Annotated in this window: 19 protein-coding genes; 10 read left to right on the top strand and 9 right to left on the bottom strand. The window is 68.5% G+C overall.

What is annotated here, in order from left to right:
* Window positions 1-33: 33 nt before the first annotated feature.
* Complete coding sequence (locus AC1RM6_RS02675; RefSeq protein ID WP_493098046.1) at window positions 34-717, top strand: SDR family NAD(P)-dependent oxidoreductase; 684 nt, start codon at window positions 34-36, stop codon at window positions 715-717.
* Window positions 718-1,053: 336 nt separating this feature from the next.
* Here AC1RM6_RS02675 and AC1RM6_RS02670 read toward each other — a convergent pair whose 3' ends face one another.
* From AC1RM6_RS02670 to AC1RM6_RS02655, 4 genes are all read right to left on the bottom strand, one after another.
* The gene (locus AC1RM6_RS02670) at window positions 1,054-2,169 is read right to left on the bottom strand and encodes an endonuclease/exonuclease/phosphatase family protein (protein WP_493098045.1); all 1,116 of its coding nucleotides are present in this window, start codon (window positions 2,167-2,169) and stop codon (window positions 1,054-1,056) included.
* A gap of 162 nt (window positions 2,170-2,331) precedes the next feature.
* The gene (locus AC1RM6_RS02665; RefSeq protein ID WP_493098044.1) at window positions 2,332-3,273 is read right to left on the bottom strand and encodes an alpha/beta hydrolase family protein; all 942 of its coding nucleotides are present in this window, start codon (window positions 3,271-3,273) and stop codon (window positions 2,332-2,334) included.
* 7 nt (window positions 3,274-3,280) lie between these two features.
* Window positions 3,281-3,730 carry an EF-hand domain-containing protein gene (locus AC1RM6_RS02660; protein ID WP_493098043.1) on the bottom strand — a complete coding sequence of 150 codons (450 nt, stop codon included), beginning with the start codon at window positions 3,728-3,730 and terminating at the stop codon, window positions 3,281-3,283.
* Window positions 3,731-3,789: 59 nt separating this feature from the next.
* Complete coding sequence (locus AC1RM6_RS02655; RefSeq protein WP_493098042.1) at window positions 3,790-4,203, bottom strand: hypothetical protein; 414 nt, start codon at window positions 4,201-4,203, stop codon at window positions 3,790-3,792.
* Between the two features lie 160 nt (window positions 4,204-4,363).
* Between AC1RM6_RS02655 and AC1RM6_RS02650 the strand changes: the two genes are divergently transcribed.
* From AC1RM6_RS02650 to AC1RM6_RS02635, 4 genes are all read left to right on the top strand, one after another.
* Window positions 4,364-5,080 (top strand): response regulator, encoded by a 717-nt coding sequence (locus tag AC1RM6_RS02650; protein ID WP_493098041.1) that lies wholly within the window; start codon window positions 4,364-4,366, stop codon window positions 5,078-5,080.
* Window positions 5,077-6,432, top strand: coding sequence for an ATP-binding protein (locus tag AC1RM6_RS02645; protein WP_493098040.1), 1,356 nt, complete (start codon window positions 5,077-5,079; stop codon window positions 6,430-6,432). The genes AC1RM6_RS02650 and AC1RM6_RS02645 overlap by 4 nt, the downstream gene beginning before the upstream one ends.
* A gap of 95 nt (window positions 6,433-6,527) precedes the next feature.
* Window positions 6,528-7,523 (top strand): aldo/keto reductase, encoded by a 996-nt coding sequence (locus AC1RM6_RS02640; RefSeq protein ID WP_493098039.1) that lies wholly within the window; start codon window positions 6,528-6,530, stop codon window positions 7,521-7,523.
* An 83-nt stretch (window positions 7,524-7,606) separates the two neighbouring features.
* Window positions 7,607-8,878: a multidrug effflux MFS transporter gene (locus AC1RM6_RS02635; protein WP_493098038.1), complete on the top strand. Its 1,272-nt coding sequence runs from the start codon at window positions 7,607-7,609 to the stop codon at window positions 8,876-8,878.
* Here AC1RM6_RS02635 and AC1RM6_RS02630 read toward each other — a convergent pair.
* From AC1RM6_RS02630 to AC1RM6_RS02610, 5 genes are all read right to left on the bottom strand, one after another.
* Window positions 8,869-9,474 carry a cysteine hydrolase family protein gene (locus tag AC1RM6_RS02630; RefSeq protein ID WP_493098037.1) on the bottom strand — a complete coding sequence of 202 codons (606 nt, stop codon included), beginning with the start codon at window positions 9,472-9,474 and terminating at the stop codon, window positions 8,869-8,871. The two genes, AC1RM6_RS02635 and AC1RM6_RS02630, sit on opposite strands and share 10 nt — an antisense overlap.
* Before the next feature lie 25 nt (window positions 9,475-9,499).
* Window positions 9,500-11,698, bottom strand: a complete 2,199-nt coding sequence (gene paoC / locus AC1RM6_RS02625) for an aldehyde oxidoreductase molybdenum-binding subunit PaoC (RefSeq protein ID WP_493098036.1) — start codon at window positions 11,696-11,698, stop codon at window positions 9,500-9,502.
* 3 nt (window positions 11,699-11,701) lie between these two features.
* On the bottom strand, window positions 11,702-12,652 hold the full coding sequence (locus AC1RM6_RS02620; protein WP_493098035.1) for an FAD binding domain-containing protein: 951 nt from the start codon (window positions 12,650-12,652) through the stop codon (window positions 11,702-11,704).
* Window positions 12,649-13,296 (bottom strand): aldehyde dehydrogenase iron-sulfur subunit PaoA, encoded by a 648-nt coding sequence (gene paoA / locus AC1RM6_RS02615; protein WP_493098034.1) that lies wholly within the window; start codon window positions 13,294-13,296, stop codon window positions 12,649-12,651. Before paoA ends, AC1RM6_RS02620 begins: the two co-directional genes overlap by 4 nt.
* Window positions 13,297-13,433: 137 nt before the next feature.
* The gene (locus tag AC1RM6_RS02610; RefSeq protein WP_493098033.1) at window positions 13,434-14,645 is read right to left on the bottom strand and encodes a (R)-mandelonitrile lyase; all 1,212 of its coding nucleotides are present in this window, start codon (window positions 14,643-14,645) and stop codon (window positions 13,434-13,436) included.
* A gap of 176 nt (window positions 14,646-14,821) precedes the next feature.
* On the opposite strand from AC1RM6_RS02610, the gene AC1RM6_RS02605 reads away from it, so the two are divergent.
* The 5 genes from AC1RM6_RS02605 (at window position 14,822) to AC1RM6_RS02585 (ending at window position 20,729) form a co-directional block, all read left to right on the top strand.
* Window positions 14,822-15,715: a LysR family transcriptional regulator gene (locus AC1RM6_RS02605; RefSeq protein WP_493098032.1), complete on the top strand. Its 894-nt coding sequence runs from the start codon at window positions 14,822-14,824 to the stop codon at window positions 15,713-15,715.
* Window positions 15,716-15,848: 133 nt separating this feature from the next.
* Window positions 15,849-16,598, top strand: coding sequence for an SRPBCC family protein (locus tag AC1RM6_RS02600; RefSeq protein WP_493099510.1), 750 nt, complete (start codon window positions 15,849-15,851; stop codon window positions 16,596-16,598).
* Window positions 16,595-17,464 (top strand): FAD binding domain-containing protein, encoded by an 870-nt coding sequence (locus tag AC1RM6_RS02595; protein WP_493098031.1) that lies wholly within the window; start codon window positions 16,595-16,597, stop codon window positions 17,462-17,464. The genes AC1RM6_RS02600 and AC1RM6_RS02595 overlap by 4 nt, the downstream gene beginning before the upstream one ends.
* Window positions 17,461-17,946: a (2Fe-2S)-binding protein gene (locus AC1RM6_RS02590; RefSeq protein ID WP_493098030.1), complete on the top strand. Its 486-nt coding sequence runs from the start codon at window positions 17,461-17,463 to the stop codon at window positions 17,944-17,946. The genes AC1RM6_RS02595 and AC1RM6_RS02590 overlap by 4 nt, the downstream gene beginning before the upstream one ends.
* Window positions 17,943-20,729, top strand: a complete 2,787-nt coding sequence (locus AC1RM6_RS02585) for a xanthine dehydrogenase family protein molybdopterin-binding subunit (RefSeq protein WP_493098029.1) — start codon at window positions 17,943-17,945, stop codon at window positions 20,727-20,729. Before AC1RM6_RS02590 ends, AC1RM6_RS02585 begins: the two co-directional genes overlap by 4 nt.
* Window positions 20,730-20,744 lie beyond the last annotated feature (15 nt).

The raw sequence follows: 20,744 nt of genomic DNA, 5'->3' as shown, positions 1-20,744 counted from the left end.
CTCCACCATATCATAGGGATGAGGGGTTACAGCATGGCCGACGGCGGGATCATCGTAACGGGAGCTTATGGCGCGCTCGGTCGCGTCGTGGCGGCGGCGTTCGCCGCGCAGGGCCACAAGGTCGCCCGCGTCGACTTTGCAGCCGAAGCTCCCGAGCCGCTCGACGGTGCTCTCGACCTGGGCGGGGTCGACCTGACCGACGGCGATGCCGCGGCCAGGGTCGTCGCGCAGGTGACCGAAGCGTTCGGCGGGGTGCGGGTGGTGGTCAACATCGCCGGCGGCTTCGCCTGGGAAACCGTCGAGGGCGGCAGCATCGCGACATGGCAGCGGCTCTATGCGATGAACGTGATCACCGCGACGACGATCACCAAGGCCGCCCTGCCCGCGCTGATCGCGGCCAAGGATGCGCGGGTGATCAACATCGGCGCGGGGGCTGCGATCAGCGCCGACACCGGCATGGGCGCCTATGCCGCATCGAAGGCGGGCGTCCACCGCTTCACCGAGAGCCTGGCGCGCGAGCTGTCGGGCAAGGACGTCACCGTCAATGCGATCCTGCCGAGCATCATCGACACCCCGACCAACCGCGCCGACATGCCCGATGCCGACACCTCGACCTGGGTCCAGCCGCAGGCGATCGCCGACCTGATCCTGTTCCTCGCCTCCCCGGCGGCGCGCGCGGTGACCGGCGGGCTGATCCCGGTCACCGGCGGCAATTGAACGAGGTGGCGAGGACCGATAACCCACCTCCCGATGAGCCCATCGCGGTGCCGCCATTAGTCGCGGGCGGAGCGATCTCCGATGTCTTCAACCTGTTGAAGCGGGATAGATCGGAGCCGCTTTCGATCGAGGTAATGACCGATATTGCGGCCGAGAGCTGGGCCGGCAAAAGATAATTGCCTTCGGAGGATGGGTTGGCGTACCCAATCCGCCGCTAGAGCATTTTCAAGTCAGGTGGAATCACCTGACGGCTCGGAAAATGCGGAAAACAAAGACAATTTAGAGCATGTCCTGATCAATCTGATCAGGACATGCTCTAGTGCAGTCCGGCCTGGTTCAATCCAGGAGTGCGATGGGCTCGTCAGCGCGGGAATGGGCGATGGCCGCCTTCGGCTGCATCCGATAGGACACCGTATAGCCGATATGGTCGGACAGCATCCGGCCGTCGGCGTCATGACCGAACGGGGTCGCGATCGCCTCGGCGTGGAGTTCGGCGTTCGGCCCGGCCCGCAGGAACTGCCAGTCCTTCGCATGGCGCAGCGAGCGATGCGCGTCGGCGGACATATTGTCGATGCAGTCGGGCGCGACCAGGCACTGACCGAAGGCGTTACGGTGGCCGCTACCCAGCCAGGGGCCGAGCCGGGCCTCGGCATAGGCGCGGCGCTCGGGATAGCGGCCGATGTTGAAATCGCCGCCGAGCAGGACCGGCATGTCGCGGGGCGCCTCGCGCCGCAGGAAGGCCGCGACCAGGTCGATCTGGTCGCGAAAGGCGAGATAGGCCCGACGCCGCGACACGCCGGAGGCCGGTCCCGAATTGAGATGCACGTCGACGATCGCGATCGGGGTCGACGCCGTCGCCGCGGCCGAAGCCGACGGGACCGGCACATCGGCGATTGCCATGACCATGCCCTTGTTGGCGATGCAGTCGTACCCCGCACAGACCTCCGCCGGGAACGCCGCGCGCTTCACGTCGCGGAGCGGATAGTCGGACAGGATCTGGAGCCCGCTGCCGACCAGCTTGCCGCTCGCCTCGCCCTTCCAGAAGCTGCGGCGGGCGTCGAGTTCGGGATCGGGCGATCGCACCGGCGCCATCGCCCGCGTCGCGGCATCGGGGCCATCGACGACATAGCGATAGCCCGCCGCCGCGCCGATCGCGCGGGCATCGTCGACGAACGCCTCCTGCAGCAGCACGACGTGCGGCTGCCGCCCCTGATCGCGGAGGTCGCGCAGGCCCGCGGCGATCGCATCGAACGCCGCGTCGCGGCCGAAGCGCACCGGCCAGGGCAGGCCTTCGATATTATAGGTCATCACCGACAAGGGCGACCGGCCCAGATCGGCGCCGGTTTCGGCGGGTTCCGATCCCCGGGCGGGGCGATGCAGGTCGGGCAACGCGAGCGCGGTCGTCGCCGCCACCAGCACCGCCATCACCTTCCAGCCGCCGATAAGCGCCATTGCCGATCATCCCTCGCTCGTAACCAACTGTCGAGAGAAAGACGCCGCCGGATCGCCGGAGCCGCAAAGACAAAGACGAAAAGCGCGCAAAATACGGCGGAACGGTCGCATGCGGCTGTGACGGACGATTCGCGGCCGGGTGTCGGGCGACGAGGATATAACTTACCGGCTGTTCCATCGATCGCCCGCGGCGAGCCCGAATTCATGGCGATCGAGCCGGCGCCTGGCGTCGGCATCGTCCATCAGGGTCGCGCGCCAGAAAGCGATCGTCGCGGCTTCGACCACCTGTTCGATATGCGGGGTCAGCGCCGTGCCGCCAAAGGCGCGGTCGCCCCGGCCATTGAACGCCATATGGGTCGCGCCGTCGAGCACGAGCAGATATTTGTCGCCCGGGGGCAGCGCCGCGAACGGCTTCACCCGATCCTCGGCCTTGACCCCGGGGGTGAGCGGCACGGTATCGGCGGTCCCCGTGATCGACAGGAACGGTATGTGGACGGTGCCGAACGCCGCCTCGACCGATCCGATCGCCGGCGGCGCCGGGCTGAACGCGATCGCCGCCTTCACCCGCGGATCGGCGACCTTGTCGGCGAGCGCCACCGGATAATGCTGGCCGGCGATCGCCTGGGTGGTGTGGGCACCGAAGCTATGGCCCGACATGCCGATCCGCGACAGGTCCGCGCGTGACAGATCGCATTGCCCTTCGGCCCGTTGGCGGCCAAGCTGGTCGATCACGAAATGGACGTCGGCGACCCGCGCGAACAATTGCTCGGCCGACATCGCGTCGCGCAGATGCCCGCTCATGATGATCGCCCGGTCGCTGCCGGGATGCTGGATGTTGACGACGATCAGCCCGGCCTCCGCCCAGGCCTCGGCCCAGGCGCGGCCGCTGTCGATCGATCCACCGAGGCCATGGCTGAACAGTATCACCGGCGCCTTGGCCACGCCGTCGGGCATGCGGATCCGCACCGGCACGCCGCGCCCTGCGCGCGCCGTATCGGTCCAGGTCGCGTCGCAGACGGGACCAGCGGCAGCGGCCATGGTTGCCGTCAGGCCGAGCACGACCGCCACCGACAGCAACAGCCCGCGCAGGCCGCGTTCGACCATGCCCATCTCAGTCGGCCCCGCTCTTGTCGGCCTTCATCGCCGCGAGCATCTCGCGGCCTTTGGCCAGTTCGGCCTTGTCGACCTTGCCGTCGCCATTGGCGTCGATCCGGTCGAAGACCGGCATCGGCGCCGCCGTCCATTCGGCCTTGCTGACCCGTCCGTCATGATCGGTGTCGGCGCGGGCGATCAACTCCGCCAGCCGGTCGGCGGCCTGCGGGCGGAATTTGGCGAGCCGGCCGAAATCATCCCTGGCGATCGCCCCGTCATGGTTGCGGTCGAGCTGCGCGAAGCGCGCGTTGCGGGCATCGGCATATTCGGAACGGCTGACGACGCCGTCCCTGTTGGCGTCGGCATTGTCGAAGGTCGACAGCGGATCGGCACCGCCGAACATCTGGGCCTGGCCGGGAACGGCAAGCCCGATCGCCAGCGCCGCCGCGAGAAAATGGGTGAACGTCATGATCGTCTCCGAAAAGGGGTTGGCCGCGCCCGGAGGGTCGCATGGACGCGGCCACAAGCTCATTGCGGCGGCCGGCTCACCGTACCGCTCACGCTGCTGCCGTTGCCGTTCAGGCCGGTGCGCGTGGTCGTGAAACTCGCTGTGCCGTCGCCATTGTTGGTGGCGGTGGTGCTGCGGCCGAAGCTGCGGCCGTTGTTGAGGGTGGTGGTGCGGCCGCCCGAATAGCCGCCGTCGGCCCAGCTGGCGCCGCGGCTGCTGGTATAGCCGCGGCCGCTATTGGTCTGGAGGCCGCGGCTGGCGCTGACATTGCCGGGACCGCGCGTGATCGAGCGCGACTGGGTGAAGCCCCGCCCGCCCGAACCCTGAGCGCTGAGCACATGGCCGCGCGTGCGCGCCTGGCCCGGGGCAGCAGCAATCGTGGCGACGACGATCGATCCGATCATCAGGCCGATGGAAACACGGTGAAGGGACATGGATACGCTCCTTGACTATCCGGCGGCTCCTGACCGCCTGCCCTCGATATGCCGTCATAGCGTAAGCCGGGTGCTGCGGCAGGGTGACGAACGGTGACGAAGTGTAACAGTCGTCCCCTGCCCGCTTTTCGCGCGCGCCGGCCCGGTCCATCATGGCCCCATGGACAAGAGCTTCATCGCGGTGGTCGAGGACGATGCCGAAATCCGGTCGCTGATGATCGGGCTGCTCGCCCGCGAGGGGTTCGACGCCGCCGGCTGCCGCACCGCGGGCGAGTTCGACCGGCTGCTCGAACGCCAGCGGATCGATCTCGCCATCCTCGACGTGATGCTGCCGGGCGAGGACGGGCTGTCGCTATGCCGCCGGCTGCGCGCGCGCGGCGACGTGCCGGTGCTGATGGTCACCGCCAAGGGCGATGACGTCGACCGGATCGTCGGGCTCGAGATCGGCGCCGACGATTATCTGCCCAAGCCGTTCAACCCGCGTGAGCTGCTCGCGCGGATCCGCGCGATCCTGCGCCGCACCCGCGACCGCCATCGGGTCGCGATCGACAGCCCGGCCGAGCGCTACGGCTTTGCCGGCTGGACGCTCGACGCCGGCGCGCATGCGCTGACCGACCCCGATGGCGGCGCGATCGACCTGACCGGCGGCGAGTTCGACATGCTGCTGAGCTTCGTCACCCATGCCCAGCGCGTGCTCAACCGCGACCAGTTGCTCGACTGGACCCGCGGTCGCAGCAGCGGACCGTTCGACCGCGCGGTCGACGTCCAGCTCAGCCGGCTGCGCCGCAAGCTGGCCGAGCATCCATCGGGCGCCGATCTGATCAAGACGGTGCGCGGCGGTGGTTATCTGTTCAGCGCGGCGGTGACCCGGCTATGACCGTCGGCGGCAATTTGTCGTTCCGGATCGCGACGATCCTGCTCGGCGGCTTCGTGCTGCTCCAGGCGCTGGTGTGGGCAGCCACCACCCTGCCCGGTCGCGGCAGCGAGCGGCGGCCCTATAATCTGCCGCAGCCCGCGCAGCTCGCGGCGATGGTCGACACGATCGAGGCCGCACCACCGGCACGGCGGGCGACGCTGGTCGAGATGTTCAACGGATCGCTCTACACGGTACGGCTCCTCGCACAGCCGCCCGCCGCCCCGCCCTCGCGCCGCGCCGGGCTCGACGCGCTCGAGCATCGTTATGCGGTCGCACTGGCGGGCCATGGCGTGCGGGTGACCGGACGTCGGCCGCTGCTCGGCGCCATCGCGGGCACGCCCGCCTCGCCCGGCCGCACCCTGTTCGCGCCGGTGACGATCAGCGTGGCGTTGCGCGACGGCCACATTCTCGCCGTCGACGGCCGGCCGTCGCCGCTGATACGCGGCTATCTGCGCCACCGATCCTTCCTCGGCGCGGTCAGCGGGTTGATCATCATCGCGATCCTGCTGCTGGCGGTCCGCCAGACCACCCGGCCGCTGGCGCGGCTGTCGGCCGGCGTCCGGCGCTTCTCGACCGATCTCGACACCCCCGACCTGGCGGTCGGCGGATCGCGCGAACTGCGCGAACTGGCGCTGGCGTTCAACGACATGAAGATGCGGATCAACGAACTGATCGGCGAGCGCAGCCGCACGCTGGCGGGGATTGCCCATGACATGCGCACCTATCTGACCCGGCTGCGGCTGCGCGCCGAGTTCATCGACGATCCCGACCAGCGGGCACGCGCCGGCGCCGACCTCGACGAGATGACCCTGCTGCTCGACGACACCCTGCTCTTCGCGCGGCGCGATGCCGGGGCATCGGCACCGCCGCGACCGATCGCCCTGCCGGTCGAGATCGCGGCGATGGTCGCGGTGCGGGCCGAGATGGGCGAGGCGGTGCGCTGCGGCGTCGTTCCCGACCTGACGATCCGCGCCGATCCGGTCGCATTCCGGCGGATGCTCGCCAATCTGGTCGACAATGGCGTGCGGCATGGCGGCGATGTCGCGATCATGGTCGGCGCCCGGAACAATTGGGTCGATATCGCCGTGCTCGACAATGGCCCGGGCGTGCCCGCCCGCGCGATCGCCCGGCTCGGCGAGCCGTTCGGCCGGATCGACCCGTCGCGCGACCGCGAGACCGGCGGCGCCGGCCTCGGCCTCGCGATCGTCCGCGCACTCGCCGAACGCGAGGGCGGCGCGGTGCAGTTCGCCAACCGGCCCGAGGGCGGGTTCGCAGCGACGCTGAGTTTCCCAATTCATGAATCTAGAATATAAGTCCATGCCATATAGCATGGCTAATCCGTGGGAATGGATCGGCCTATCTGAGACTCATCCGAAACCAGCGCGCCGATGGCGCCAGGAGATGAGCAATGCAGAAACGAACTCTCGGCAAGAGCGGCCTCCAGGTCTCGGCGATCGGCTTCGGCTGCATGGGTCTGAACTTCGGCTATGCCTCGGCGCTGGGCCGCTCTGAATCGATCGACCTGATCCGCGCCGCCGCCGAACGCGGGGTGACCTTCTTCGACACCGCCGAGGTCTATGGCCCGTTCACCAACGAGGAAATCGTCGGCGAGGCGCTGCGGCCGATCCGCGACGAGGTGGTGATCGCCACCAAGTTCGGCTTCGCGATCGATCAGGCGACCGGCGAGAACAAGGGGCTGGACAGCCGGCCAGCGAATATCCGCGCGGTCGCCGAGGCCTCGCTCAAGCGGCTCGGCATCGACGTGATCGACCTGTTCTACCAGCATCGGGTCGATCCGAACGTGCCGATCGAGGATGTCGCCGGCGCGGTCGGCGACCTGATCCGCGAAGGCAAGGTCCGCCATTTCGGCCTGTCCGAGCCCGGCGCCCAGACCGTCCGCCGCGCCCATGCGGTGCAGCCGGTCGCCGCGCTCCAGAACGAATATTCGCTGTGGACGCGCGGGCCCGAGACCAACGGCATCCTCGAGGCGTGCGAGGAACTGGGGATCGGCTTCGTCCCCTATAGCCCGCTCGGCAAGGGCTTCCTGACCGGCGCGATGACCGCCGACACGAAAATCCCCGGCAACGATTTCCGCGCCAACCTGCCGCGCTTCACCCCGGGGGCGATGGCCGCCAACCAGGCGCTGGTCGACCTGCTCAAGCGGGTCGCCGAGCGCAAGCAGTCGACCCCGGCACAGATTGCGATCGCCTGGCTGCTCGCGCAGAAGCCCTGGATCGTTCCGATCCCGGGCACCACCAAGCTGCACCGGCTCGAGGAGAATCTCGGCGCCGCCGATGTCGTGCTCGGTGCCGACGATCTTGCCGAGATCGAGCGCGCCGCCGCCGCGATCAGCGTCGAGGGCGAGCGCTATCCGGCGCATCTGCTGGCGACGGTCGGCCGCTGAGCCCGCCCAGGCGCACCAACAATGGCAGGGGCGATGCGCCGAAAGCGGCGCATCGCCCCTGCCCGTTTCAGGATGACCGGCCGATGTTCATGCCGCACAAGATCGACGACGCCACCGTCCCCTCCGGCGCGGCTATCGTCGAGGCCGCCCCCGCAGTGCAGGCCGAGGCCGCCCGCCACGGCCTGCGGGTGCTGGCGATCCTGAGCGCGCTGATGGGGTTCGCCTCGATCTCGACCGACCTCTATCTGCCGGCGCTGCCGACGATGGCGCGCGATTTCCACAGCGATCCGGGGACGATGGCGCTGACGATATCGGGCTATCTGATCGGGTTCAGCCTGGGGCAGCTGCTGTGGGGACCGATCGGCGATCGCCATGGCCGGCGCGGGCCGGTCGCGGTCGGGCTGCTGCTGTTCGCGATCGGATCGGCGGGCTGCGCGCTGTCGGGCAGCGCCTGGGAAATGATCGGCTGGCGGGTGGTGCAGGCGGTCGGCGCCTGTGCCGGCGTCGTGCTCGCCCGGGCGATGGTGCGCGATCTCTATGCCGGCGAGCGCGCCGCGCAGATGATGTCGACGCTGATGACGGTGATGGCGATCGCGCCGCTGCTCGGCCCGATCGTCGGCGGCCAGATCCTCGGCCATGGCTCGTGGCACGCAATCTTCTGGACGCTGGTCGGGGTCGGCGTCGCGACGCTCGCGGCGCTGCTGACCCTGCCCGAGACGCTGCCCGCCGACCGCCGCAATGCCGAGCCGCTCGCCCGGGCGATCGGGCGCTATGGCGATCTGATCCGCCAGCGCCGGCTGATCGGCTATGCCGCGGCGGGCGGCTTCTTCTATGGCGGCTCCTACGCCTATATCGCCGGCACGCCCTTCGCCTATATCGACTATTATCATGTGCCTCCGCAGCTCTACGGGCTGTTGTTCGGGGTCGGCATCGTCGGGATCATGGTCACCAACCTGATCAACGCGCGGCTGGTGATGCGCATCGGCAGCGTCCGGCTGCTGCGATGGGGCACCGCCGGCGCGGCGCTGGCCGGGCTGCTGCTGGCGATCGCCACCGCGACCGGCTGGGGCGGCCTGGCCGGCCTCGCCATTCCGCTGTTCCTGTTCGTGGCGATGACCGGCTTCATCGTCGCCAATTCGATCGCCGGCGCCATGGCGAATTTCCCCGATCGCGCGGGCGCGGTCTCGGCGCTGGTCGGCGCGATCCATTATGGCAGCGGCATCGCCGGATCGGCGCTGGTGGGCGCGTTCGCCGACGGCACCCCCTGGCCGCTCGGCTGGGTGGTCGCCTTGGCGGGCCTGGGCGGTGCCGCCGCGGCCTGGCTGGTGGTGCCGACGCCGGCCGCTCAGGCCTGACCGAGTTCCGCGAGGAAGGCGTCGTGGGTCATCGGCCGCGAGAACATCGCGAAATCCTTGCCGGTCGCGACCCGCTGTTCCTCTTCGGACAGGGTGGCGGTGCAGTCGGTCAGGGTCACCACCCGATAGCCACGCTCATAGGCCGAGCGCATCGTCGATTCGACGCAGCAGTTGGTCAGGAAGCCGGCGATCGCGACGGTGGTGACCCCGCGGGCGCGCAGGATGAAATCGAGGTTGGTGCTCGCGAAACAATCGAGCCCGCGCTTGCCCTCAATGACGATGTCGCCCGCGACCGGCGCCAGTTCCTCGACGATCTCCGCGCCCCAGCTGCCCTTGCGGAAGGATTGCGAGGCGACGATCCCGGCGAGGATGCCATAAGGCTCGGCCGGGATTTCGGGATAGCCCTCGGCGAAAGCGATCGGCGCATGCATGATCGTCGCCCCCTTCGATCGCGCGGCCTCGACCAGAGCGAGGCTGTTGGCGAACATATCGCTGCTCTCCATCACCGCCTTCACCCCGTCGTGCAGCCCACCGCCGGGCTTCACGAACTCGTTCTGATATTCGATCAGGACGAGGGCTGTCGTTTTCGGGTCCATATCGGCTCCTTGGCAGCGCCTGCCGTCACACCATCTCGGGCAGGCGATCGAGATATTTGTCGAGCGTAACCGGATAATCGCGCACGCGCACCCCGGTCGCGTTGTAAACCGCATTGGCGACGGCGGCCGCGACCCCGCACAGGCCGAGTTCGCCGACCCCCTTGGCCTTCATCGGCGAGGAGATCGGATCGGTCTCGTCGAGGAAGACCACCTCCTGATACGGAATGTCGGCATGAACCGGCACTTCGTAGCCGGCAAGGTCGTGGTTGACGAAGAAACCGAAGCGCCTGTCGACCGCCAGTTCCTCCATCAGCGCGGCGCCGACGCCCATCGTCATCGCGCCGATCACCTGGCTGCGCGCCGATTTGGGATTGAGGATGCGCCCCGCGGCACAGACCGCGAGCATCCGGCGGATGCGGATCTCGCCGGTCGCGGCATCGACCGCGGTTTCGACGAAATGCGCACCGAAGGTCGACTGCTGATATTGCTTGTCGAGGTCGCCATATTCGATGAAGTCCTCGGCGACGATCTCCCCGTCGCGCGCGGCGTCGCCGAGGCGGATGCGCCGGCTGCCCGACACCACCCGCCCGCCGACGAAGTCGACCCCGGCCGGATCGAGGCCGAGCTTCGCGACGACCGCCTCGCGCAGCTTGATGCAGGCGGCATAGACGCCAGCGGTCGAGTTGTTCGCGCCCCATTGCCCGCCCGAACCCGCCGAAGCCGGAAAGGCCGAGTCGCCGAGGCGCACGACGACGTCGTCGATAGACAGTCCCATCATTTCGGCCGCGGTCTGGGCGATGATCGTGTAGGTACCGGTGCCGATGTCGGTCATATCGGTCTCGACGGTGACGGTGCCGCTGCGATCGAGCCGAACCCGCGCCGCCGATTTGGTGAGCTGGTTGTTGCGGAACGCCGCGGCGACCCCCATCCCGACCAGCCAGCGCCCGTCGCGCACCGAGGCCGGCTTCGCGACCCGTTTGGCCCAGCCGAACCGGTCGGCGCCCTGCTCGAGGCATTTGACGAGCTGGCGCATCGAGAAGGGACGTTTCGGATCCTCGGGATCGACCTGGGTGTCGTTGAGGATGCGAAAGGCGACAGGATCCATGCCCAGCAGCTCGGCGGCCTCGTCCATCGCGATCTCGAGCGCCATCAACCCCGGTGCCTCGCCGGGCGCGCGCATCGCGTTGCCCTCCGGCAGATCGAGAACCGCGAGCCGGGTCCGGGTCATGCGGTCGGCACCGGCATAGAGGAGCCGGGTCTGCTGCACCGCATTTTCGGGCTTGCCGCCGGCGAGGTCGCCCGACCAGCTCTCATGCCCGATCGCGGTGATCCGACCGTCCTTCGCCGCGCCGATGCGGATGCGCTGGATCGTCGCGGGCCGATGGGTGGTGTTGTTCGCCATCATCGGCCGGGTGAGCGCGACCTTGACCGGCCGACCGACCGCGCGTGCGCCGAGTGCTGCGAGCACCGCCTCGGCGCGGATGAACAATTTCCCGCCGAAGCCGCCGCCAATATAGGGCGAGACCAGCCGGACATTCTCCTTGGGGATGCCGAGCGTCGCCGCCATGTCGCGGACACCCCATTCGATCATCTGGTTCGATGTCCAGAGGGTGAGCTTCTCCCCCTCCCACGCCGCGATCGAGGCATGGGGTTCCATCATCGCGTGGCTGTGATCGGGGGTCGTATAGGTCGCATCGAGCTTCACCGCGGCCTTCGCGAAGGCACCGTCGAAATCGCCGACTGCGGTGTCGGCCTTGCCCCTGGCGGGCTTGGTCGCCGCGTCCTTCGACGCGTGCAGGTCGAAATTGCCCTTGGTCCGGACATAATCGACCCGGACGAGCTGGGCAGCGGCGCGCGCCTGCTCGAAGCTCTCGGCGATCACGATCGCGATCGCCTGGTGATAATGCTGGATGTCGGGACCACCGAGGAACTCGGCCGTGTTCATCTGCCCCTTGCCGAGCTTTCCGGCATCGGCGGCGGTGACGATGCCGATCACCCCCGGCGCCGCACGCGCCTCGTCGAGCCTCATCGCGGCGATGCGGCCCTTGGCGATGGCCGATCCGACGACATAGCCATAGGCTTGGTTCGGCACGACATCGTGGCGCTCATAGGCGTAGGCGGCGGTGCCGCTGGTCTTGAGCGGCCCATCGATACGGTCGAGCGGCTTGCCGACCACGGCCATCCGGTCGATCGGATTGGTACCGGCGGGAGTCTCGAATTTCATCGTTCAGCCCCTCGCTTCGGCCATCGCCGCGCCGAGCGTGCGCTCGACCAGCGTCAGTTTGAATCCATTGTCGCGGGTCGGCTTTGCCCCGGCCAGCAACCCGGCGGCGACCGCCTTGGCGCCGCGCGGCATCGCCGCCTCGGCCGCTTCGACCCGCCACGGTTTGTGGGCGATGCCCCCGACCGCGACGCGGCCGGAGCCGTCGCGCCGGACGATCGCGCCGACCGAGACCAAAGCGAAGGCATAGGACGCCCGATCGCGCACCTTGCGGTAGATGTGGGTACCGCCGACCGGCCTGGGCAGGGTAACCGCGCTGATCAGTTCGCCGGGCGCCAGCGCGGTCTCGATATGGGGGGTGTCGCCTGGCAGGCGGTGAAAGTCCGCGATCGGGATCGCACGGTTGGTGCCGTCGGCGGCGATCGTCTCGACCACCGCGTCGAGCGCGCGCATCGCCACCGCCATGTCGCTCGGATGGGTGGCGATGCAGGCATCGCTGACCCCGATCACGGCCAATTGCCGGCTGACGCCGCCGATCGCCGCACAGCCGCTGCCGGGCTTGCGCTTGTTGCAGGCCTGGTTGGTGTCGTAGAAATAGGGACAGCGGGTGCGCTGGAGCAGATTCCCCGCGGTCGTCGCCTTGTTGCGCAACTGACCCGAAGCCCCAGCGAGCAGCGCGCGCGACAACAGACCATAGTCGCGCCGCACCCGGCCGTCGGCCGCGAGATCGGTGTTGCGAACCAGCGCACCGATGCGCAGCCCGCCATCGTCGCTTTTCTCGATCCGGTCGAAGCCAAGCCCGCCCACGTCGATCAGATGCGCTGGCGTTTCGATCTGCAGCTTCATCAGGTCGAGCAGGTTGGTGCCGCCGGCGATGAATTTCGCCCCCGGCATCCGCAGCGCGCTGGCGGCGGCCTCGGCCGGCGTCGACGGCCGCTCATAGGTGAAGGGTTTCATGCGCGAGTCCCCATGCTTTCGGCCGCGACCTCGGCCATCGCCTCGGCAATGTTGGAATAGGCGCCGCAGCGGCAGATATTGCCGCTCATCCGCTCGCGCATCTCGACATTGGTCGCACGCGGCCTCTCGATCAGGCTTTCGCTCGCGTGGCTCGGAATGCCGGCCCTGATCTCGTCGAGCACCGCAACCGCCGAGCAGATCTGGCCGGGGGTGCAATAGCCGCACTGAAAGCCGTCATGCTTGATGAAGGCCGCCTGCATCGGATGGAGATCGCCCGGCTTGCCCAGTCCCTCGATCGTGGTGATCGCATCGCCCTGATGCATCACCGCCAAGGTCAGGCAACTGTTGATGCGCCTGCCCTCGACGATCACCGTACAGGCGCCGCATTGACCATGATCGCAGCCCTTCTTGGTACCCGTCAGGCGCAGATGCTCGCGCAATGCATCGAGCAGGGTCGTCCGTGTATCGACCTCGAGCGTCCGCCTGGTGCCATTGACGGTAAGCGCCACCGTCGCGGTCATAGGCATAGCGCCGGGATGGGGCGTCTGCGCCTCGACCGGCGGGACCGCAGCGATGGCGACCCCCGCTGCGCCGACGGCGAGCAGTCCTCGCCGCGACATCTCGAGTTCGGTGGCGCGCGTCATGATGGTCGCTCCTTCGGATCGGACCGAGCGGCCCGGACATTGCGTATTTTGCGCGAGATCAACGTTCGGCCGCCCGGACGGTTACAATCCGCAGATGGCATGGCCCTATGAATGTCATTCATGAATGACGCGGGCGGCTACCGCGCAATTGTGGGTTCACGGGCATAATCCGCATCACCGACCTGCTCCATCCACATGACCGAGGCACCATCCTGCGCCTCCGCGATCGCGACATGGGTCATTGCCGCCTTCGGGCTGGCGCCATGCCAATGTTTGACGCCGGGTGGGATGAAGACGACATCGCCGGTCCGGATCTCCTCGACCGGGCTGCCTTCGGTCTGGACCCGGCCGACGCCGGCGGTCACCACCAGCGTCTGACCGAGCGGATGGCTGTGCCAGGCAGTACGAGCGCCCGGGTCGAAGGTCACGGTCGCTCCGCCGACCCGCGCGGGAGCGGTGCCGGCAAACGGCGTTTCGACACGCACCTTGCCGGTGAAATTCTCGGGCGGGCCGGCCCGCGATGGCCCGGTGCCGCGACGGAACATGCCGACCGCTCCGGATTTTCCGGCCGGCCCCACGGCAGCCTGTCCGCGTTCGGCAATGAGCTTGCGGCTGACCTGGACCGCCGCCATCGCCCGCGGCCAGCCAACATAGAACGCCAGATGGGTGATCGCCTCGGCAATTTCTTCCTGGGTCAGGCCATTGTCGAGACCGCGCCCGATGTGGAACGGCAATTGTTCGCTGTCGCCAATGGCGATCAATGCGGCGATCGTCACCAGGCTACGGTCTCGCGGCACCAGATCGGGACGTCGCCATAGATCGGCGAACAGCACATCATCGGTGTAGCGTGCGAGTGCGGGGGCAAAGGGCGCAATCGTGGCATCGACGACCGCCCTGCGCTTCGCGTCGCTCGCCGCATCGATCGGCAGCAGGGCAGCCGCATCGGCCGGGGCGAGGTCGATATGGCGGCCGGCGAAGACCTCGCGCACGACACCGGTCGCGGACACGGCATTCGGCCAATCGCTGTAGAAGGCGAGATGGGTGACGAGGCCGGAGATTTCGTCGGGCTTGACGCCATTGTCGAGCGCGCGACCGAGATGGCCCGGCAATTGCGCGGCCCGGCCGCCGGCGACCAGCGCGGCGAGCGTGACGAGGCTGCGGTCGCGCTTGGTGAGACCCGGCCGCTCCCAATTGTCGCCGAACAGCACATCGTCGGTATAGCGGGCGAGCGCCGGCGCGACCGCGTGCATATCGGCGGGCGCGACCGAGGGCTTGCGCAGTTCGGGCAGTTGCGCCTCGGCCACCGTCGCGACCGACATCAGCCCGAGCATCCTGGCGAACAATCGCATCGTCTTTCCCTTGTTGCGGCCCAACGGGGGCAGAAGGATCGGAAGCCATCCGTCATAACCGATGCATGCTCATGGGATTAGACAGCGCCAGTGGCATGGACCTATGATTGTCATTCATGAATATATCCGTCGTCGCACGCCTATTGGCGCGTTGCGCTCAATCGTGGGGATGATCGATGCGCCGCGAGGAACTGGTCGACCTGAACGCCTTCCTGACCGTAGCCGAGGAGCAGAGCTTCACCCGCGCCGCGGCCAAGCTTGGCACCTCGCAATCGGCGCTCAGCCATACGATCCGCCGGCTCGAGGCGCGGCTCGGGGTGCGGCTGCTCACCCGCACCACCCGTAGCGTCGCCCCGACCGAGGCCGGCGAACGGCTGCTCGGCACGCTGCGCCCGGCGCTCGACGATATCGGCGCGCAACTGGCGTCGATCGGCGAGCTGCGCGAGAAGCCGGCGGGCACGATCCGGATTACCACCTCGCGCCACGCCGCCGAGAGCCTGTTGTGGCCGGCGCTCGAAAGGCTGCTGCCCGACTATCCCGACATCAAGGTCGAGGTCAGCATCGACAGCGGGCTGACCGACATCGTCGCCGAGCGTTTCGACGCCGGCATCCGGCTGGGCGAGCAGGTCGCCAAGGACATGATCGCGGTGCGGATCAGCCCCGAACTGCGCATGGCGGTGGTCGGATCGCCCGCCTATTTCGAACGCCATCCCCGACCGCTGACCCCGCAGGATCTCGCCGATCACGACTGCATCAACCTGCGGCTGCGCAGCTTCGGCGGGCTCTACGCCTGGGAGCTCGAGCAGAATGGCCGCGAACTGCGGGTGCGGGTCGAAGGGCAATTGACGTTCAACGACGCGGCGATGGTCGTGCGCGCTGCCGAGAGCGGGCTTGGCCTCGCCAGCACATTGGAGGACTATGTCGCGCCGATGCTGGCGGAGGGCCGTCTGATCCGTGTTCTCGAGGACTGGTGCCCGCCCTTTGCGGGCTATCATCTCTATTATCCGAGCCGGCGCCAGCCATCGGCGGCCTTCACCCTGATCGTCGACGCGCTGCGCTATCGGGGCTGATCGGCTCGATCGCGGGCGTCAGATCCCGGCGACAATCGCCGGGGCGGTCCGATCGGGGCTTGCCCATGATCCATCCTATATCATATCGCTGGAGCAAAGACGGCATCGGCAGGGGGAGGCTCGCACCGTGAGAATGACAGGGGAACAGCGGATCGCCGCGCCGCGCCGGAAGGTATGGGACGCGCTCAACGATCCCGAGGTGCTGCGCCAGTCGATTCCCGGCTGCCAGTCGCTCGAAAAGGAGGCCGATGGTCGGCTGCGGGCGACGGTCGAGATCAAGATCGGCCCGATCGGCGCGCGCTTCGCCGGGGTGGTGAGCTTCTCCGACGTCGATGCCCCCAATGGCTACACGATCAGCGGCGAGGGCCAGGGCGGCACGGTCGGATCGGCCAAGGGCGGCGCGACGGTGAAGCTGAGCGACGATGCCGGCGGCACGCTGCTGTCCTATGAGGTCGACGCCCAGGTCGGCGGGCGGCTGGCCCAGCTCGGCGGCCCGATCATCGATGCGACCGCCAAGCAGCTCGCCGCCAAATTCTTCGACAGGTTCGGCGCGGTGGTGACCGGGACGAGCACACCGGGTGCCAAGCCGGCGGCGACGACGCCCACCGGGGCGACGCCGACGATCGGCGTGTCGTCCCCCGCCCCTGCCTCGCGCGGCCTGCCGATGGCGTGGATCCTCGCCGTGGTGGTCGCGGTCCTCGCCGGCTTCCTGCTCGGCCGCGGCCAGGGCGGCGGCGGATCGGACTATGCGGGTCTCTCGATCGGGCTGCTGGTGGTGATCGTCGCAGCGGCCGGATTCGAATATGGCCGGCGCGCGGCCGCGCCTACTCTCATACTCGATGCCGATCTGCTCGCGCGGCTCGCCGAAGGCGCGAAACGATGAAGGCGGCGCCGTTCGACTATGTCGCGCCGACGACGATCGACGAGGCGTGTGCGTTGCTTGCCGAGGCCGGTGGCGGCGCCACCCTGCTCGCCGGCGGCCAGACGCTGATGCCGCTGCTCGCGCTGCGGATGAGCCAGCCCTTCATCCTGATCGACCTCAACCGGATCGACGCGCTGCGCGGCGTGACGCGCACCGCCGCCGGCATCCGGATCGGCCCCGTCACCCGCCAGAACGACGCGCTCGCCGATCCGCTGCTCGGCGAGGCGCTGCCGATCTTCGTCACCGCGCTCAGCCATGTCGGCCACCACCAGACCCGCAACCGCGGCACGATCGGCGGATCGGTCGCGCTCGGCGAACCCGCTGCCGAGATGCCGGCGACCGCGGTCGCGCTCGGCGCGACGATCGAACTGCAATCGGTGCGCGGCACCCGCCGGGTCGCGGCGCAGGATTATTATTTCGGCCCCTATGCGACCGCGATCGAGCCCGACGAGCTCGTCGTTGCGATCGACTATCCGGCATGGCCCGCCGACACGGTGCCGCTGTTCCGCGAGGTGGCGATGCGGCCGGGCGACTTCGCGCTGGTCGGGCTGGTCGGTGCGCTGACCGTCGCAGGCGGCAAGGTCGCCCGCGCCGGGATCGCCTGGTTCGGGATGGGCCCGACCCCGATCAAGGCGCGCCAGGCCGAGGCGGCGCTGGTCGGCCAGCCGATCGCCGGGCTCGACGTCGACCGGATCGCCGAACTCGCGGTCGCCGACACCGCGCCGTTCGACGATCATCATGCCACCGCCGATTATCGGCGGACGGTGGGCAGGCGCATCTTCGCGCGGACTTTGAGCGACGCCCTGGGCGTGAGGCAGGCGGCATGAGCGAACATAAGATCGAGGTCGAGATCAACGGCAGCCGCCACCGCGCGACGGTCGAGAGCCGGCTGACCCTCGCCGATTATCTGCGCGGCGACGCCGGTTACACCGGGGTCCATGTCGGCTGCGAACATGGCGTGTGCGGCGCCTGCACGGTGATCGTCGACGGGCGTGCGGTGCGATCCTGCCTGATGCTCGCGGTGCAGACCGACGGCAGCACGATCCGCACGATCGAAGGGCTTGCCGCGCCCGACGGCAGCTTCAACCCGGTGCAGCAAGCCTTACGTGATTGCCATGGCCTGCAGTGCGGCTTCTGCACGCCCGGCGTTGCGATGACGCTAACCGCGCTGACCGAAGGCCGCGCCCGACCCGATGCCGAGACGCTCACCAAGGCGATGTCGGGACATATCTGCCGCTGCACCGGCTATCAGGGCATCCGCCGTGCGATCCGCCAGCTTACCAGCGAAACCGCCGGAGAAGAGGCATGAACGCGCCCGAAACCCTGGGCAAGGGCTCGGGCGCGGCGCGCTTCATCGGCGAGCGCATGCCGCGCAAGGAGGACGGCCGGCTGCTGACCGGGCGCGGCACCTTCGTCGACGATGTCGTGCTGCCCGGCATGCTCCATGTCGCCTTCGCGCGCAGCCCGATCGCCCGCGGGCGCATCCGATCGATCGACCTGTCGGTCGCGCGCGACATGCCGGGGGTCCATGCGGTGCTGACCGCGGCCGATCTCACCCGGTTCGACGTGACTATGCTGAGCTTCTTCCTCGGCCCGATGGAGGTGACCACCACCCCGCTCGCCACCGACCGGGTCGCCTATGTCGGCGATCCGGTGGTGATGATCGTCGCCGAGGATCGCTATCTCGCCGAGGACGCCGCCAGCCTCGTCGTCATCGATTATGACGAGGAGGACGCCGTCGTCACGATCGCCGATGCCCGTCACGGGCCGCCGGTCCACCCCGGCACCGACGACAATGTCGCCGCGGCGATGGGCGACGAGGATGGCGACGAGGCGCTCGAAGCCTTGCTCAACGGCGCGCCGCATCTGATCGAGCGGACGATCGTCCATCAGCGCATCTCGCAATCGCCGATGGAGACCCGCGGGGTGGTCGCGTCGATGCAGGGCGACCAGGAATTGCTGGTCCATATCACCTGCCAGAGCCCGCACATGGTGGCGCGCTATCTGACACTCGCGCTCGGCATGCCCGACATGAGCATCAGGGTGATCGCCAAGGATGTCGGCGGATCGTTCGGGCTCAAGAACCATCCCTGGCGCGAGGAAATGGCGGCGATCGTCGCCGCGATGCTGCTGCGACGGCCGGTCAAATGGATCGAGGACCGGCTCGAAAATCTGACCGGTGCCAACCAGGCGCGCGAGCAGGAGATGCGGCTGCGCATGGCGTTCGACGCCGATGGCCGGCTGCTGGCGTCGCACGCCGACTACAGCCTCAACAACGGCGCCTATCCGCAGGGCGCCGATGCCAATATCGCGGTGCACATGTTCCTGTGGGCGGCGTACAAGATGCCAGCCTTCAGCTTCGTCAGCCGCGGCTGGTACAGCAACACGCTCGGGCTTGCCGCCTATCGCGGGCCCTGGGCGATGGAGACGCTGGCGCGCGAGACCGTCCTCGACATCGCCGCGCGGCAGATCGGGATCGACCCGATCGAGATCAGGCGCCGCAACCTGGTGACCAGCGCCGACCAGCCGATGGTCACCGGGCTCGGCATCCCGCTCGAGGACATCACCCCCGCGGACTGCCTCGAGAAATTGCTGGCCTTCGTCGATGTCGCCGCCTTCCGCACCGAGCAGGCCGCGGCGCGCGCCGAGGGCCGCTATCTCGGCATCGGCTTCGCCGCCTATGTCGAGCCGACCGGATCGGCGGGCAGTATCGGGGTGATGACCGGCGAGCTCGCCCAGCTTCGGATCGAGCCGACCGGCAAGGTGACCGCGATGCTCAGCACCCATTCGCAGGGCCATGGCACCGCGACCACCATGGCGCAGATCATCGCCGAGGGGCTGGGCGTGCGCTACGAGGACGTCACCGTGTTCGAGGGCGACAGCTCACGCGGCGGCTTCAGCCCGGGTGCCGCCGGCAGCCGCCAGGGCGTGATCGGCGGCGGCGCGTCGATGAAGGCGGCGGCGCTGCTGTCGGAGAAGGTCAAGCGGGTCGCCGCGCATCTGCTCAACGCCAATCCCGACGATATCAGCGTCGAGGGCGGGACGGTGCGCGTCGCCGGCGCCGAGGAAATGACCCGGAGTCTGCGCGAGATCGCCGAGATCGCCTATGGCGAGCCGTCGCGGCTGCCGCCCGGGGTCGAGACCGGGCTGGAAGCACAATATCGCTATGATCCGCCACCGATGACCTTCACCAGCGCCGCACATGCCTGCATCGTCGAGGTCGATGCCGAAACCGGCTTCGTCAAGATCCAACGCTGGGTGTCGAGCGAGGATTGCGGGGTGATCATCAACCCGGCGGTGGTCGAGGGCCAGATCGCCGGCGGCCTCGCCCAGGCGATCGGCACCGTATTGCTCGAGGATGCGAGCTATGACGCACGCGGCAATCCGCAGGCGGTGACCTTCAAGGATTATATGCTGCCGACGATCTTCGACGTTCCCGACTTCGAATATGTCCATGCCTCGACCCCGTCCAAGTCGGTCGGCGGCTTCCGCGGGGTCGGCGAAGGCGGGGCGATCATCGGCCCGCCGACGCTGGTCAACGCGATCGCCGATGCGCTGTCGCCGTTCGGCGAGGTACCGGTCGATCTGCCGCTGACCCCGGCGAAACTGCTCGCCGTCATCGACGGCAAGCCGCAGGCGCCGAAACACCCGAGCCGCTTCGCGCCGGGTTCGCGCACCATCGAAGATGAAGCGCCGACGGATGGCGACATCGCCGACGTGCCGCCGGGCGCGACGATCCTGCCGGGCGGCACCATCGCCGCGCTCGACGAGGCCGCCGCCGAAGCGCCGCAGGGCAGCGGCATCGACGGCCGCTGGAAGATGATCCTCGCCACCCCGATGGGCCCGCAGCCGATGGTCGGCGTGTTCGAGACCGACGGCGCCCGGCTGATCGGCCAGCTCGAAAGCGACCAGGGCACCCAGGACTTCGAGGGCAGCGTCGACGGAAACCGGTTGAAATGGGACATGAAGGTTACCAAGCCGATGTCGATCACCCTCAAATATGATCTGGCGATCGACGGCGACACGATCAGCGGCAAGGTGAAGATGGGCCTGTTCGGAACATCGAAGGTGACGGGCGAGCGACAGGTCTGAATTTGTCGGGCTACT

The organism is Rhizorhabdus sp. GW822-FHT03C02, from assembly GCF_058801765.1.
Note: the sequence above shows the minus strand (reverse complement) of the source record. Positions and strands in the feature narration are given on the sequence as shown.

What these genes read in the sequence shown, in the direction of transcription:
- AC1RM6_RS02655 (WP_493098042.1), bottom strand. Translation starts at nt 4,203, where the DNA reads ATGTCCCTTCACCGTGTTTCCATCGGCCTGATGATCGGATCGATCGTC.
- AC1RM6_RS02605 (WP_493098032.1), top strand. Translation starts at nt 14,822, where the DNA reads ATGCGCCGCGAGGAACTGGTCGACCTGAACGCCTTCCTGACCGTAGCC.
- paoA (WP_493098034.1), bottom strand. Translation starts at nt 13,296, where the DNA reads ATGACGCGCGCCACCGAACTCGAGATGTCGCGGCGAGGACTGCTCGCC.
- AC1RM6_RS02640 (WP_493098039.1), top strand. Translation starts at nt 6,528, where the DNA reads ATGCAGAAACGAACTCTCGGCAAGAGCGGCCTCCAGGTCTCGGCGATC.
- AC1RM6_RS02635 (WP_493098038.1), top strand. Translation starts at nt 7,607, where the DNA reads ATGTTCATGCCGCACAAGATCGACGACGCCACCGTCCCCTCCGGCGCG.
- AC1RM6_RS02645 (WP_493098040.1), top strand. Translation starts at nt 5,077, where the DNA reads ATGACCGTCGGCGGCAATTTGTCGTTCCGGATCGCGACGATCCTGCTC.
- AC1RM6_RS02620 (WP_493098035.1), bottom strand. Translation starts at nt 12,652, where the DNA reads ATGAAACCCTTCACCTATGAGCGGCCGTCGACGCCGGCCGAGGCCGCC.
- AC1RM6_RS02665 (WP_493098044.1), bottom strand. Translation starts at nt 3,273, where the DNA reads ATGGTCGAACGCGGCCTGCGCGGGCTGTTGCTGTCGGTGGCGGTCGTG.
- AC1RM6_RS02595 (WP_493098031.1), top strand. Translation starts at nt 16,595, where the DNA reads ATGAAGGCGGCGCCGTTCGACTATGTCGCGCCGACGACGATCGACGAG.
- AC1RM6_RS02675 (WP_493098046.1), top strand. Translation starts at nt 34, where the DNA reads ATGGCCGACGGCGGGATCATCGTAACGGGAGCTTATGGCGCGCTCGGT.
- AC1RM6_RS02585 (WP_493098029.1), top strand. Translation starts at nt 17,943, where the DNA reads ATGAACGCGCCCGAAACCCTGGGCAAGGGCTCGGGCGCGGCGCGCTTC.
- AC1RM6_RS02660 (WP_493098043.1), bottom strand. Translation starts at nt 3,730, where the DNA reads ATGACGTTCACCCATTTTCTCGCGGCGGCGCTGGCGATCGGGCTTGCC.
- AC1RM6_RS02600 (WP_493099510.1), top strand. Translation starts at nt 15,849, where the DNA reads ATGACAGGGGAACAGCGGATCGCCGCGCCGCGCCGGAAGGTATGGGAC.
- AC1RM6_RS02610 (WP_493098033.1), bottom strand. Translation starts at nt 14,645, where the DNA reads ATGCGATTGTTCGCCAGGATGCTCGGGCTGATGTCGGTCGCGACGGTG.
- paoC (WP_493098036.1), bottom strand. Translation starts at nt 11,698, where the DNA reads ATGAAATTCGAGACTCCCGCCGGTACCAATCCGATCGACCGGATGGCC.
- AC1RM6_RS02670 (WP_493098045.1), bottom strand. Translation starts at nt 2,169, where the DNA reads ATGGCGCTTATCGGCGGCTGGAAGGTGATGGCGGTGCTGGTGGCGGCG.
- AC1RM6_RS02630 (WP_493098037.1), bottom strand. Translation starts at nt 9,474, where the DNA reads ATGGACCCGAAAACGACAGCCCTCGTCCTGATCGAATATCAGAACGAG.
- AC1RM6_RS02650 (WP_493098041.1), top strand. Translation starts at nt 4,364, where the DNA reads ATGGACAAGAGCTTCATCGCGGTGGTCGAGGACGATGCCGAAATCCGG.
- AC1RM6_RS02590 (WP_493098030.1), top strand. Translation starts at nt 17,461, where the DNA reads ATGAGCGAACATAAGATCGAGGTCGAGATCAACGGCAGCCGCCACCGC.